General features: G+C 73.3%; 11 protein-coding genes and 1 rRNA gene. 6 read left to right on the forward strand and 6 right to left on the reverse strand.

The window, feature by feature from the left end:
- Positions 1-175 precede the first annotated feature (175 nt).
- Positions 176-291 (forward strand): 5S ribosomal RNA (gene rrf, locus ACIRPH_RS16210).
- A gap of 239 nt (positions 292-530) precedes the next feature.
- On the opposite strand, the gene serB is transcribed toward rrf, so the two are convergent.
- Positions 531-1796 (reverse strand): phosphoserine phosphatase SerB, encoded by a 1266-nt coding sequence (gene serB / locus ACIRPH_RS16215; RefSeq protein ID WP_402914854.1) that lies wholly within the window; start codon positions 1794-1796, stop codon positions 531-533.
- A gap of 113 nt (positions 1797-1909) precedes the next feature.
- Entirely contained in the window at positions 1910-2566 is a 657-nt protein-coding gene (locus tag ACIRPH_RS16220) for a DUF1707 domain-containing protein (RefSeq protein ID WP_402914856.1), read from the reverse strand.
- Between the two features lie 309 nt (positions 2567-2875).
- Between ACIRPH_RS16220 and ACIRPH_RS16225 the strand changes: the two genes are divergently transcribed.
- Positions 2876-4471, forward strand: coding sequence for a serine hydrolase domain-containing protein (locus ACIRPH_RS16225; protein ID WP_402914858.1), 1596 nt, complete (start codon positions 2876-2878; stop codon positions 4469-4471).
- An 81-nt stretch (positions 4472-4552) separates the two neighbouring features.
- Here ACIRPH_RS16225 and ACIRPH_RS16230 read toward each other — a convergent pair whose 3' ends face one another.
- Positions 4553-5335, reverse strand: coding sequence for a hypothetical protein (locus tag ACIRPH_RS16230; protein WP_402914861.1), 783 nt, complete (start codon positions 5333-5335; stop codon positions 4553-4555).
- 56 nt (positions 5336-5391) lie between these two features.
- Between ACIRPH_RS16230 and ACIRPH_RS16235 the strand changes: the two genes are divergently transcribed.
- The 3 genes from ACIRPH_RS16235 (at position 5392) to ACIRPH_RS16245 (ending at position 8370) form a co-directional block, all read left to right on the forward strand.
- On the forward strand, positions 5392-6177 hold the full coding sequence (locus tag ACIRPH_RS16235) for an ABC transporter ATP-binding protein (protein WP_330161998.1): 786 nt from the start codon (positions 5392-5394) through the stop codon (positions 6175-6177).
- Between the two features lie 289 nt (positions 6178-6466).
- A complete protein-coding gene (locus tag ACIRPH_RS16240; RefSeq protein WP_267947485.1) occupies positions 6467-7390 on the forward strand; it encodes an SPFH domain-containing protein in 924 nt (307 codons plus the stop codon).
- Between the two features lie 221 nt (positions 7391-7611).
- Positions 7612-8370, forward strand: coding sequence for a sulfite exporter TauE/SafE family protein (locus tag ACIRPH_RS16245; RefSeq protein WP_402914866.1), 759 nt, complete (start codon positions 7612-7614; stop codon positions 8368-8370).
- A gap of 100 nt (positions 8371-8470) precedes the next feature.
- Here ACIRPH_RS16245 and ACIRPH_RS16250 read toward each other — a convergent pair whose 3' ends face one another.
- The 3 genes from ACIRPH_RS16250 to ACIRPH_RS16260 all read right to left on the reverse strand — a co-directional run bounded on the left by ACIRPH_RS16250 (position 8471) and on the right by ACIRPH_RS16260 (position 10757).
- Complete coding sequence (locus tag ACIRPH_RS16250) at positions 8471-9094, reverse strand: HD family hydrolase (protein WP_402914869.1); 624 nt, start codon at positions 9092-9094, stop codon at positions 8471-8473.
- 203 nt (positions 9095-9297) lie between these two features.
- Complete coding sequence (locus ACIRPH_RS16255) at positions 9298-10173, reverse strand: alpha/beta hydrolase family protein (protein WP_402914871.1); 876 nt, start codon at positions 10171-10173, stop codon at positions 9298-9300.
- The gene (locus ACIRPH_RS16260; protein ID WP_402914874.1) at positions 10167-10757 is read right to left on the reverse strand and encodes a TetR/AcrR family transcriptional regulator; all 591 of its coding nucleotides are present in this window, start codon (positions 10755-10757) and stop codon (positions 10167-10169) included. Before ACIRPH_RS16260 ends, ACIRPH_RS16255 begins: the two co-directional genes overlap by 7 nt.
- A gap of 472 nt (positions 10758-11229) precedes the next feature.
- Here ACIRPH_RS16260 and ACIRPH_RS16265 point away from each other — a divergent pair, with 472 nt between their 5' ends.
- Positions 11230-12687, forward strand: a complete 1458-nt coding sequence (locus ACIRPH_RS16265; RefSeq protein WP_402914877.1) for an aldehyde dehydrogenase (NADP(+)) — start codon at positions 11230-11232, stop codon at positions 12685-12687.
- Positions 12688-12820: the final 133 nt, after the last annotated feature.

Below are 12820 nucleotides of genomic sequence, written 5' to 3' on the forward strand. Positions count from 1 at the left end.
ATAGGCCGGGTGTGGAAGCCCTGTGAGGGGTGGAGCTGACCGGTACTAATAGGCCGAGGGCTTGTCCGCTGCAGATAATTGGATGTTCGCGCACACTGTTTCACACGGTTTTCCGCTGTGGGGCTCTCGTTTCCCTGTGTGGGGGGTTGGGGGTTTTATGGTGGTGTTTGGTTTCCGTGGTGGTTATTGCTGGAGGGTCACACCCGGTCTCTTTCCGAACCCGGTCGTTAAGTCTCCTTGCGCTGATGGTACTGCCCTGTGGTGGGGTGGGAGAGTAGGTCGCTGCCACGGTTTTTTGTGGGAGGGGGTCGCCTTGTTGGGCGGCCCCCTCTTTTTTGTGTTTGTTTGTGCGTTTGTGAAGTGGGTGGTGGGCAGGGGTGGGGGGGTGGGTTGGTCCCCCCGTGTTTCCAGGAAAGCGGAGTGGGGGTGGGTCGTGCCAGGGGTGGGTGCGGTGTGTGGACAACGCGGGGCCGGACAAAACACGGGGCCCGCGGACGCCCCGTAGCGCGTCCGCGGGCCCCGTCGGTGTGTCAGACGCCTGCGGTGGCGGGCGAGGAGGGGGAGGCCGGCTCGGTGGCCAGGCCGTGGAGGTCGGCGGCCTCGATCTCCTCGCGGGTGATGCCGAGGATGAACGCGATCGTGTCCAGGTAGGGCACGTTCACGGAGGTGTCGGCCTGCTGGCGGACCACCGGCTTCGCGTTGAACGCGACGCCCAGCCCCGCTGCCTGGAGCATGTCCAGGTCGTTCGCTCCGTCGCCGACGGCGACCGTCTGCTCCAGGGGCACGCCGGCCTCCGCGGCGAACCGCTTCAGGGTGGTGGCCTTGCCCTTCCGGTCGATGATCGGGCCGACCAGCTCACCGGTCAGCGTCCCGTCCACGACCTCCAGGGTGTTCGCCGCCGAGTAGTCCAGCCCGAGGCGTTCCACGAGCACGTCCGTGATCTGGGTGAAGCCGCCGCTCACGATCCCGCACTCGTAGCCCAGGCGCTTCAGGGTCCGGACCAGGGTCCGGGCCCCGGGGGTCAGCTGGATCTCCTCGCGCACCGCGTCGATGGCGGAGGCGTCGAGGCCCTTCAGCAGGGACACCCGGCGCCGGAGGGACTCCTCGAAGTCCAGTTCGCCGCGCATGGCCTCCTCGGTGACCCGGGCGACCTCCTGCTCACAGCCGGCGTGGGCCGCCAGGAGCTCGATCACCTCGCCCTGGATCAGGGTGGAGTCGACGTCCATGACGATGAGGTGCTTGGCGCGGCGGTGCAGGCCGCTGGGCTGCACCGCGACGTCGACGCCCTGGGTGGAGGCCTCCATGGCGAGCTCGGCCCTCAGCTGCTCGGCGCTGCCCCCGGAGATCTCCATCTCCACGGAGGTCACCGGGTAGCTCGACAGCCGTTCTATCCGGTCGATGTTCGCGCCGGCCCTCGCCACGCACGACGTGATCGCGCCGAGGGCGCCGGGGCGCAGGGGGTCGGCCAGGACGGTCACGTGCAGGCGGCCGGAGGCGAAGTCGTTGACGCGGCCGCTGCCGTCCCCGGCCCCGTACTCGACCTCCATGTCGAGGTCGATCGCGGTCTTGTCGAGGGCGCTGCGCACCTCCTCGAAGAGCCGCTGGCGGCTCACGCCGGGGGCCACGCGCTCGTCGACCCCGAGAACCGTCCCCAGCACCAGGCGTCCCGCCAGAACGACCTGTTCGAGGTCGACGATGGTCACCGGGAAGACGGAGAGGGTGCTCAGGAGACGCGCGCTGATGCCGGGCCGGTCGTGCCCGGTCACTGTCACCAACAACGTGGAATCATCATTCATGGCGTCTTCCACGGTACTCGGCCGGGGGAGGGGCCGGTCGAGCCGGGAGGGCTCTTTGCCCAGCTAGTTCACTATGTGGACAGCTGAAGGAGAGGTGTAGGTCACTCCGGCGCCTACCGGCTGCCCCGGTTCTTCTTCTTGCGGCGCGGTCCCTTGGCCTTGATGTCCACTCCGCCGAGCATGCACGTGCCCGTCAACCGGACGATCGGGGCGTTCGGGTCCGTGACCTGGTCCGTTCCGTGCATGTCCGCGCCGCCCAGAATCGCCGAGGTGTTGTTGATCACTCTCACCCCGTGCGGCACGGTGATGTCCACCCCGCCCATGATGACGGCGACCTGGATGGTCACCTCGTGCTGGCTGAGCACGGCCTCGCGGAGGTCCAGTTCGACCCCGCCGCAGAGCACGGACACGTTGGTCCGGGGCTCGACCAGCCAGCGGCCCTTGCGCTCGCAGCCGCCGAACACCGCGACCAGGTTCTCGGAGCCCTTGCTCTGGCCGGCGAGGTCGCGGGCCTCGCTCCCCAGGATCTCCATCCCGCTCGGGGGCTCGGCCGACCGGCGGTCCATGGCCGCGTAGTCGTACCCCTGGCCGGTGACGGGCAGGTCCGAGACGATCGGGGCGAGCTCCCCGACGGTCTTGGCCTTGTACAGGGTGTCCAGGCGCTCCTCGTGCTCCACCGGGGTGAGGCGACCTTCAGCCACGGCCTCCCGCAGCCGCTCGGCAACCTTGTCCCGGTCCGCGTCGGAGGCTCGGATGTGCTCGGGCTGCATGATGACTGGTTCTCCTCGTCGACTCGGTGGGGCCGGGGTCCGGCGCCACACACCCAGTATCGGCACTCTCCCGTTGCGGTGGATCAGGTATATCCCCTGGACCTACCCCGAGAATTCCCGCGCCCCTTCCCAGGGTGCGCCTGCGCGCCGGGCGTTCGCGCCTCCGTCCCCGGCCGCGCCCCCGCACCCCGGGCCCGGACCGCACGGTGCGGCGTGGTGGCCGCCGCAGGGACGCCCTGCGGAGAACCCCAGGTGCGGTCGGGGGCGCGCACGGTGGTCCCGCCGGGGGAGCGTTCCTAGCGTTGGGCCATGGCCTTCCCCACCCTCCGCGGCGCACCCGTCCCCCCGCGCGGGCGCTCCGTCCCCTCGGTCCTCTGCTTCCTCGGCGCCGCCGCGCTGCTGCTCCTCTCCGCCGCGCCGGGCGCGGCCGGGCCGGCCCCGCTCGCCCCGGGGGCCGCCCCTCCGGCCCCGTCCCCCGGGGAGGTGGACGCCGTCGTGGAGGAGTACCGCCGCGCCACCGGCCTGCCCGGCGCCGCCGTGGTGCTGACCCGCGGCGCGGAGGTCGTGCACGCCCGCGGGTACGGGACCACCCCGGGCGGGGCGGCCGTCACCGAGCACACGCCCATGGCGGTGGCCTCGCTCAGCAAGTCGGTCACCGCGCTGGCGGTCCTCCAGCTGGCCGAGGAGGGGGCGCTCGACCTGGACGACCCGGTGCGGGAGCACCTCCCCGAGTTCACGATGGCCGACCCCCGGGCGGAGCGGATCACGGTGCGCCAGCTGCTCGACCAGACCTCCGGCATGTCCGACACCGAGTTCGCGTCCTACAGCCGCGGCAGGGACACCCTCACCCTGCGCGGGTCCGTGGCGGACCTGCGTGGCGTGCGCCTGGCCGCCGAGCCCGGCACGCACTGGGAGTACCACAACCCGAACTTCCAGGTCGCCGCACGCCTCGTCGAGGTGGTCGGCGGCCGGCCCTTCGCCGATCACCTGGAGGCACGGGTGTTCTCCCCGCTGGGGATGGACGACAGCACCACCGTCGACACGGACCTGGACCTGCCGTCCGGCGCGCGGGGGCACGTCTCCGTGCTCGGGCGCCCGTTCCCCGCGGACGAGCCCCCCGGGTTCGGCAACGGCTCCGGCGGAGTGGTCAGCACCGCGGCCGACATGGGCGCGTGGCTCGTCGCCCACACCGGCGGCGGGCTGGGGCCGGGCGGTGTCCGGATCCTGTCGGAGGAGGGCGTCCGGGCTCTGCACACCCCCTCCGAGGCATCCGGGTCCTACGCCCTGGGGTGGTCGCTGGGGGAGACCGCGTCGGGTTCGCGGGTCGTCGAGCACGGGGGAGACCTGCTCACCGCGACGGCGCACCAGGCGCTGCTGCCCGACAGCGGGTACGGGGTGGCCGTCATGGCCAACACGGGGTCCTCGTGGGGCGGGGCCCACCCCCTGGCCTCCGCCCTCGTCGAGCTGGTCGACGCGGGCTCCGCGCCCGGGCCGCCGACGGGCGCCGGACCGGTGGCCGTCGACGCGGTGCTCCTGGCCGCGGGGGCCGCCGCCGTCCCGCTCGCCTGGCGCGGTGTGCGGCGGTCGCGCGACTGGGCCCTCGCGCGCGAGGGCGGTCCCCGGTGGGCGGTGGCGGCGCGCCTGCTGCCCTACGCGGGGCCGCCGCTGCTCCTGGCGGTCCTGCACGAGGTGGTCGGGTGGCTGTTCCGGGGGAGGGACGTGGCGTGGTTCCAGGTGCCCTATCTCTTCACGTCGTTCTGGTCGGCGCTCGCCGTGGCCGCCCTGGCCTGCGCGGTCGTCGTCTCGGCGCGTGCGGTCCGCCTCGCGGCGCTGCGCCGCCGGAGACGGGGCGGTCGGGCCGCCGGGGCCGGGCGGGGCGGCGGGGAGGCCGCTCCCGCCGGGTGAGGCGGCCGGGGAGGGGACCGTCCGTCCGCCCCGACCGGGGAGACGGCGGGGCCGCCCGGCCCGGTGCCCGCACCGTCCGGCTCAGCGGCCGTTCGGCGCGTGCCCGGGGAGGGCGATGGCCGCGTGGGCGGCCACCCTGGCCCGCCGCACCGCGGCGTCCAGCTTGCGCAGCGCGTCGGCCCGCGCCGCGGCCTGGTGGGCGTTCATCCCCCGGCCCGACGCCGGTTCGGCCAGCCTCACCACCTTCGCGAGCCGTTCCGCCTGGGCCGCCACCCGGTGGGCGCGGGGCGGGTAGCCGTGCGCCAGCGGCGGCGCCTCACGGCCCCCCAGGTCGCCCAGCTCCCGGTGCACGCCCGGGGCGAAGGCGGCGATGTCGTCCACGCCCTCCAAGGCTCTGGCGACCTCGATCAGGGTGAGCTTCAGGGTCTGCTCCGCCTCGGCCAGACCGGGAACCTGCGGGGGCGCCGGGTCGGCCCGATACGGCGCCCACGAAACGCCCACATAGGATGAACCACGCCGGTCGGGGGAGGGCACCATGCCCATCTGCTGGTCGGCGAGCTGCACCAGCACCCCCTCCTGGGCCTCGATGGCGGCCTGGTTGAGCTCCTTCGGGCCCACGAGCCCGAGGGGGTCGCCCCAGGTCGGCAGGGACAGCCGGAACGCGGACAGCCCCAGGCCACGAAGTCGTACCAGTGCCGACCGCAGCGGTACGCCGCTGTCGAAGGGCAGGTCCGCGACGGGTACTGTCCCGATCAGGTTGGGGCCTCCGCGCCGTTCGACCGCGTCGACGGCGTCGTCGAGCCCGACGTGGCCTGACAACCAGGCGTTGCCCCAGGCGACGAGTGGTGCGGACGTGAGTTGCATTGCTTCAGGGTAGGTCGGCCCGTGCACCGGCGTGGGGCGTGATGTGAGGGAGGACGATGGACGGGCGGGTTCTGGGCCTGAGCGGGGTCACGGTCCGACGGGGTGGCGCCACCCTGGTCGACGGCGTGGACTGGTCGGTGCTGGAGGGGGAGCGGTGGGCGGTCCTCGGGCCGAACGGCGCGGGTAAGACGACCCTCCTCAACGTGGCCTTCAGCCAGCTGTACCCGACCGCGGGCGACGTGGAGATCCTCGGCGAGCGACTGGGGCGGGTGGACGTCTTCGAGCTGCGGCCCCTGATCGGCTACGCGGGCGCCTCGGTGGCCTCGCGGATCGAGGCGGGTACCCCCGTCCTCGACATCGTGCTGAGCGCCGCCTACGGGTACGTGGGCCGTTTCCGCGAGGAGTACGGCAGCCCGGACTACGGCCGCGCCCGCGCGCTGCTGGGCCACTGGGGGGTCGCCGACCTGGCCGACCGGGACTTCCACACCCTGTCCGAGGGCGAGCGCAAGCGCGTCCTGATCGCCCGCGCGCTGATGGCCGATCCGGAGCTGCTGCTCCTGGACGAGCCCGCCGCGGGTCTGGACCTGGGGGGCAGGGAGGACCTGGTGCGCCGGCTGGGCGGGCTGGCCCGCAACGAGTCCGCGCCCGCCCTGGTCGTGGTCTCCCACCACGTGGAGGAGATCCCGGCGGGGTTCACGCACGTGCTGCTGCTCCGTGACGGCGGTGTCGTCCAGGCGGGCCCGATCGAGGAGGTCCTGACGGCCGAGCACCTGTCGGAGACCTTCGGTCTGCCGCTCAAGGTGGAGCGCGACGGCGACCGCTGGAACGCGCGCGCGGTCTGACCAGGGCATTCCGAGCGAGAAGTCACCGATAGGGATTGCGGTAATAACACAAATCGATTGACCATAAACAGTATTCCTGTCCAGATGTGGTCGCCCCGACGTATATGGGGTAGCGTCAACGGTCGGTGAGCGGATCGCTCCATTTCGGCGCGCTTGGAGATCTTCGGGTGGGCGGGTCCGCCGGTGGATGCGGTCCGTCCGCACCGCCTGCCACCCCCGTCAGGAGATCCGGAGCTGCCCAGATGTCGATACTGAACGCCGCCCCTTGTTCGGAGACCGGGGTGCGCCGATGACCATGATCATCATCGTGGCGCTTTTCGTCGCGGTCCTGCTGCTCATCTTCTGGCGGAGCGTGCGTATCGTTCCGCACTCGATGGAGGACGTCGTCGAGCGGTTCGGTAAGTTCCACCGGACCCTGAGCTCGGGTTTCAACGTCGTCATTCCCGGGGTCGACCAGGTGCGCGAGCGGATCGACCGCCGCGTCCAGGTCGTGAGCTTCCCCCCGCAGTCGGCGATCACCGAGGACAACCTCGCGGTGGAGGTCGACTCGGCCGTCTACATCCGCGTCCGGGACGCCTACAAGGCCACCTACGAGGTCGCGAACTTCATCCAGGCCGTCGAGCAGCTCACCCTGGCCACCCTCCGCAACGTCATCGGCGGCATGAACCTGGAGGGCACGCTCACCTCCCGCGACGAGATCAACCGCGAGCTCAAGGCGGTGCTGGACGAGGCCACCCGCGACTGGGGCATCGAGATCAGCCGCATCGAGCTCAAGGGCATCGAGCCGCCGTCCTCCGTGCAGGAGGCGATGGAGATGCAGATGCGCGCCGACCGCGAGAAGCGCGCGCAGCTGCTCAGCGCCGAGGGCGAGAAGCAGTCCGCCGTGCTGCGCGCCGAGGGCGAGCGTGCGGCGGCGGTGCTGCGGGCCAAGGGTTCGGCCGAGGCCCAGATGCTCACCGCCAAGGCCGACGCCGACGCCCAGACGCTGCGGGCGCGCGGTGAGGCCGACGCCATCCACATGGTGTTCAAGGCGCTGCACACGAGCCGGGTGGACCCGGACGTGCTGGCCTACCAGTACCTCCAGAAGCTGCCCGAGATCGCCAAGGGCGACGCCAACAAGGTCTGGATCGTCCCGTCCGAGATGGGCAGGGCCCTCCAGGGCGTCGGCACGGCCTTCGACCGTCTCCGCGACGAGGTCGTGCGGGCGCCCTGACCCGGGGCCGCCCGGACCCGGCTTCCTCTCCCCGCCCCGCAGGACGGCGCCCACGGCGCCCGGCCTGCGGGGCGGGGCGCGTTCCGGGGCCCGCCCCGCAGGCCGGCGGGGTCCGGCTATGCCCTGGATCACGTATCCCCGGCGTGGGGCGCCGATGACCGGCTCTCGTAGTCTGTTGCCGTCCTCGAAGGTCGGGGAGCGGGATCCGGAAAGCTGGTCGCATGGAACTCTGGGAGGCGGCGGTCATCCTGCTGGCCGGTGTGGCGGCCGGCGGGGTCAACGCGATCGCGGGTTCGGGGACCCTGTTCACGTTCCCCGTGCTCCTCGCCCTCGGCTTCCCGCCCGTCACCGCGACCGTGTCCAACAGCATCGGGCTCGCCCCCGGCACCCTCAGCGGCGCCATCGCCTACCGGCGCGAGCTCGCCGGCCAGCGCGGCCGGATCCTCCGCCTCGGCGGGATGTCGTTCCTCGGCGCGATGACCGGCGCGCTCCTGCTCATCTACCTGCCCGCGGGCGTGTTCGAGTCGGTCGTGCCGTTCATGATCGGCGGCGCGTGCGTGCTGATCCTGTTCCAGCCGCGGATCACGAAGTGGGTGCGCTCCCGCCGGCCGGCCTCCAGGAACGGGGGACCCCTGCTGCCGCTGGGCGCCTACGCGACCGGCACCTACGGCGGCTACTTCGCCGCGGCCCAGGGGATCATCCTCATCAGCATCCTCGGCGCGTCCCTGGACGACGACCTCCAGCGGCTCAACGCGCTGAAGAACGCGCTGACCACGATCGCCAACGGCACCGCAGCCGTGTTCTACATCGTGCTGGCCTCGCCGTCGTGGCCGGTGGTCGGCCTCATCGCGGCCGGGACCGTCATGGGCGGCTACCTGGGGGCCAACTTCGGCCGCAGGCTCAGCCCGGCGGCCCTGCGCGTGTGCCTGGTCGTCGTCGGGCTGACGGCGGCGCTCCAGCTCGTCATGGGCCGGATCTGACAGCTCCCCCGTGCCGGTCCGGCCCGCCTCCCGGGGCGCCCCCGCGGAGGGACGGCCGTCCGGGGGCCGGATGCGCGGCGGGGTCTGCTCCGCGGGGCGCTCAGGTGCGGAAGTAGCCGCGCCGGTCGGCGTCGTCGATCAGGGCCGCCGCGTAGGCCCCCAGGGCCTCGGAGCCCTCCTGGATCAGCTTGACCTTCTCCATGACCTGCGCCCGGGTGATGCCGAACCGGACCCAGGACCCGCCCTCGTTGTGCCAGTTGGCGAGCATCGGGGACAGCCGGTCCACGGCGCGGGCGAAGCGGGCCTCGGCGGAGACGCGTGCCTCGAACTCCTCCCAGAGCTCGCGGGCGCGCTCGGCCTGGTCCTCGGGGAGGAGGGGGAAGATGCGGGCCGCCGCGGCCCGCTCGCGCGCCTCCTGCGTCTCGGAGTTCACCTTGTCGAAGAGGAAGGTGTCCCCGGCGTCGATCTCGACGATGTCGTGGAGCACGAGCATCTCGACGACGCGGTCGATGTCGGTGCCCTCGGGGGCGTACTCGGCGAAGGTGCGGGCGGACAGGGCCAGGTGCCAGGAGTGCTCGGCCGAGTTCTCCCGCCGTGATCCGTCCACCAGCAGGTTCTGCCGCAGGATGCGCTTGAGCTTGTCGACTTCCAGGAGGAAGCGGAGCTGTGCGTTCAACCGCTCGTTGTCGACCCCGCTGGCAAAGACCGGTGCCGGTTCCGTCACGTGGTTCGCCCTCCTGAAGGATGAGTCGAAACGGTCAGGTGGACCGCTCGGTGCGGTCGCCACTGGATGATCCCATGGAACGCGTACCAACTGTCGCGTCGGCGTACGTCGAGGGGACGCGCGGCGAGGCGGCGGGGTGTACGCGGTGAACGGTCGGCGTGCCCGCGGCCCCTGCCGGGGGCGTGGTGCTCCGGGGGCCGTGACTAGGCCTCCGCGGAGGCCCGGACCTGCGTGGAAGACGTGAGGTGGCGGTGGAACCACTCGGTGAGGGCCCTGTCGGCGAGTACCCCCGCCGGGGTGGGCCGACCGGGTTCGAGTCCGGGCTCGGGTCCGATGGCGTGTGCCAGATCGGGCACCACGATGTGACGGAGCGCATGCTCGGGGGCGTGCCCGGCCAGGGCGTCGCACAGCGCCCCGCCCTGTTCGGGGGCCACGACGTCGTCGAGCCCGCCGTTGACGACCAGTAGGGGGACGCGTCCCCGGGCGATCTCGTCGGCCCGGCCGACGAAGTCCAGCCGTGCGCGCGCCTGGAGGGCCCGGTCGGTCCACCTGTAGGGCGTCCCGTCGCGTCGCGCGCGGGCGGTGACGACCAGGGCCGGGTCCACGACCGGGTTGACGACGGCGGCGGCGCCGACGGGCACGCGGCCCTCGGCGAGGGCGAGCAGGACCGCGGCGGCCCCGGCCCCCACCCCGGCCAGGCCGACGGGGGCGCCGGTGACGGGGAAGATCGAGCGCAGCTCGGAGACGGCGGCGCGGAGCTCGGCGGCGGCCTGCTCCACCACCGGGGCGAACAGGTCGACGAGGTGGTCGCGTTCGCCGCGGCGGTTGACCTCGGGGACGCCGCCCTCGGGCAGCCGGGCGCCGAACAGCGGCAGTCCCAGGTGGATCCGCCAGGCCGGGAGCGCCGCCATGGGCAGGGTGCCGGCGAGGGAGGCCTCGGCGCGGGGCGGCTCGAACGCGTGCAGGCCGACGACGAGCGGGGCCGGGAGGTCGCCCGTCGCGGGCGGCAGGGCGAGGAAGGGCACCCCGGCGGCGGTTCCGGTGACGGGGCCGGTGAGGGTTCCGGCGTCGGCTACCACGGGTGCCCGCCTCCGTTGCGCTCGGAGAAGTCGGACAGGTAGCTGCTGACCAGCCGCTTGGCCTCGCCGATGAGCCTGGGGTCGCCGTCGGCGTCGTCGCGGAAGGCGAGCTTGAGGACGGCGTCGGCGGCCTCGACGGCCACGTGGACGGCCCGGTCGAGTGCGTCGTCGTCGGGGATGCCGGTGACGGAGACGATGATCCGGCGCAGGCGGATGGAGATGACGCGGTTGTTGTCGGCCCCGCCGTTGAGGAGCCGGGTGTCGACGATGTCGCCGAAGTGCAGGCTGCGGAAGCCGGGCACGTGGCGGTGCATGTCGATGTACTCGTCGACGACGGCGTCGACGGCGGCGGTCCAGTGGCTGAACGACGCGTCGGCGATCCGCTCGGTCACCCGGGCGCCGAACTGGTCGAGGAAGCGCAGGCCCAGCGCCTGGGTGATGGCCTTCTTGTCCGGGAAGAACTGGTAGACGGAACCGATGGCGACCCCGGCCCGTTCGGCGATCCGTGTGGTGGAGAGGTTGTCGTAGCCGACCTCGTCGAGGAGCTCGGCGCAGCAGTCGAGCATGCGCTGCACTCTGAGCATGCTGCGCTGCTGGGCCGGGAGTCTCCGGAGGGGGGCCTGCGCGAACGCGAGTTCGTCGTGGGCGACGCCGGCCGGTCCACGGCTCTCGCGTGGCGCGTGGGCGCTCCCGGCGAGCCCGGGGGAGCGTCGCGACCGCGGGGGCGTTGAGCTTCGGGAATTTGTCGTCACGGCTCCTATGATGCCTTTCCGGAATCACCTGGTTCCGGGGAAATTCCAGTTTCGTTCCCCGGCCCCTCCCGGTGGTGTCCGGGCCGCTCGCGCCGGAGGCGTGGCCCGGGTCCGGGGCCGCGCGGACGGGAGGCGGGGGTGGCGGCGCCGTTCGTCGTGTTCGTCGGTCCGCGTCTGTTCCGCGGTTCGGGCCGCAGGGGGCGCGGTCGGCCGGGCCGCTCAGGATAGCGCTTTCCAATCGAGGGCGTGGCATGGTTGGATCAGTGCCCGACGCAGTGCACGCACCCCTCCTGGAGGCTGAGCCATGACCACCGCCCCGGACACCGCACCGGAGGAACTCGACGCCGTCCTCGAACGGGCCGCCGCCGCGGCCCCGCTCCTGGCCGCCCTCACCCCGGGGGAGCGCGCCGGCCTGCTGCGCGCCGTCGCCGACGCCCTCGACGGCGCCGCCGACCGGCTCGTGCCCCTCGCCGCGGAGGAGGCCCACTACCCCGAGGCGCGCTGCAAGGGCGAGCTGGGCCGCACCACCTTCCAGCTCAGGCTGTTCGCGCAGACCCTGGAGGACGGCTCCTACCTGGAGGCCGCCGTCGACCCCGCCGACCCCGAGTGGGGGACGCCGCGCCCGGACGTGCGCCGCATCCTCGTCCCTCTCGGCCCCGTCGTCGTGTTCGGGGCCAGCAACTTCCCCTTCGCCTTCGCCACGGCCGGCGGGGACAGCGCCTCGGCTCTGGCCGCCGGGTGCCCGGTGGTCGTCAAGGCCCACCCCGGCCACCCGGAGCTGGCCCGCGCCACCGCCGGGGTCGTCGTCGACGCGCTCGCCGGGGCCGGGGCGCCCGAGGGCTCCTTCGCGCTGGTGGAGGGCATGGAGGCGGGCAGGCTGGCGGTCACCCACCCGCTCACCCGCGCCGTCGGGTTCACCGGGTCGATCCCGGGCGGGCGCGCCCTGTTCGACCTGGCAGCGGCCCGGCCCGAGCCGATCCCCTTCTACGGCGAGCTCGGCAGCGTGAACCCCGTGTTCGTCACCCGCGCCGCCATGGCGGCGCGCGGAGAGCAGATCCTCGGCGGCTACGCCGACTCGGCGACCCTGGGGTCGGGGCAGTTCTGCACGAAGCCGGGCGTGGTGTTCCTGCCGGAGGACGCCGACCTCGGAGCCCTGGTCGCCGACTTCGCCGAGAGGGCGGCGGGCCCGCTCCTCAACGACCGCGTGGCGGAGGGGTTCGAGCGGGGCCTGGACGCGCTCGGCGGCCACCCCGCCACCGAGGTGCTCGTCCAGGGCAGGCACACCGGCGACGGCTGGTCCCCGAGCCTGCTGCGGACCGACCTGGACTCCCTGCTGGAGCACGCCGACGCCCTCCTGGAGGAGTGCTTCGGGCCGGCGACCCTCGTGGTCGCGTACTCCGACGAGCGCCGCCTCCTGGAGGCGGCGGGGGTGCTGCGCGGCCAGCTCACCGTCACCGTGCACGGTGAGGAGGACGACCCGGTGGCGCCCGCGCTGCTGGCGCTGGGGGCGTCCGTCGCGGGGCGGGTGGTCTGGAACGGATGGCCGACGGGGGTGGCCGTCACGTACGCCATGACCCACGGCGGCCCCTACCCGGCGACCACCGCGCCCCTGCACACGTCGGTGGGCACTACGGCGATCCGGCGCTTCCTGCGCCCGGTGTCCTTCCAGTCGGTGCCGCAGTCGCTGCTCCCCCGCGAGCTGCGCGACGACAACCCGCTGGGCGTGCCCCGCCGCGTGAACGGGGCCGCGCCCACCGTCTGATGCCGTCCGGTCCGGGGGCGCCGTGGCGGGTGGGCCCGGCCCCCTGCACCGCGTCCCCGCGCCCGCGCCCGGGCCCGGGCGCGGGGCCCCGGCCCGGCGCGGGGCGTGAAGCCCGGTGCGCGGGGCCCGTCCC

Source organism: Nocardiopsis sp. NPDC101807 (assembly GCF_044766605.1).
In the GTDB taxonomy this organism is placed as follows: Bacteria; Actinomycetota; Actinomycetes; order Streptosporangiales; family Streptosporangiaceae; genus Nocardiopsis; species Nocardiopsis tropica.

Bases quoted from the DNA above. Each gene is read 5' to 3' on its own strand.
- serB (WP_402914854.1), bottom strand. From the start codon at position 1,796: ATGAATGATGATTCCACGTTGTTGGTGACAGTGACCGGGCACGACCGG.
- ACIRPH_RS16220 (WP_402914856.1), bottom strand. From the start codon at position 2,566: ATGCAGCCCGAGCACATCCGAGCCTCCGACGCGGACCGGGACAAGGTT.
- ACIRPH_RS16225 (WP_402914858.1), top strand. From the start codon at position 2,876: ATGGCCTTCCCCACCCTCCGCGGCGCACCCGTCCCCCCGCGCGGGCGC.
- ACIRPH_RS16230 (WP_402914861.1), bottom strand. From the start codon at position 5,335: ATGCAACTCACGTCCGCACCACTCGTCGCCTGGGGCAACGCCTGGTTG.
- ACIRPH_RS16235 (WP_330161998.1), top strand. From the start codon at position 5,392: ATGGACGGGCGGGTTCTGGGCCTGAGCGGGGTCACGGTCCGACGGGGT.
- ACIRPH_RS16240 (WP_267947485.1), top strand. From the start codon at position 6,467: ATGACCATGATCATCATCGTGGCGCTTTTCGTCGCGGTCCTGCTGCTC.
- ACIRPH_RS16245 (WP_402914866.1), top strand. From the start codon at position 7,612: ATGGAACTCTGGGAGGCGGCGGTCATCCTGCTGGCCGGTGTGGCGGCC.
- ACIRPH_RS16260 (WP_402914874.1), bottom strand. From the start codon at position 10,757: ATGCTCAGAGTGCAGCGCATGCTCGACTGCTGCGCCGAGCTCCTCGAC.
- ACIRPH_RS16265 (WP_402914877.1), top strand. From the start codon at position 11,230: ATGACCACCGCCCCGGACACCGCACCGGAGGAACTCGACGCCGTCCTC.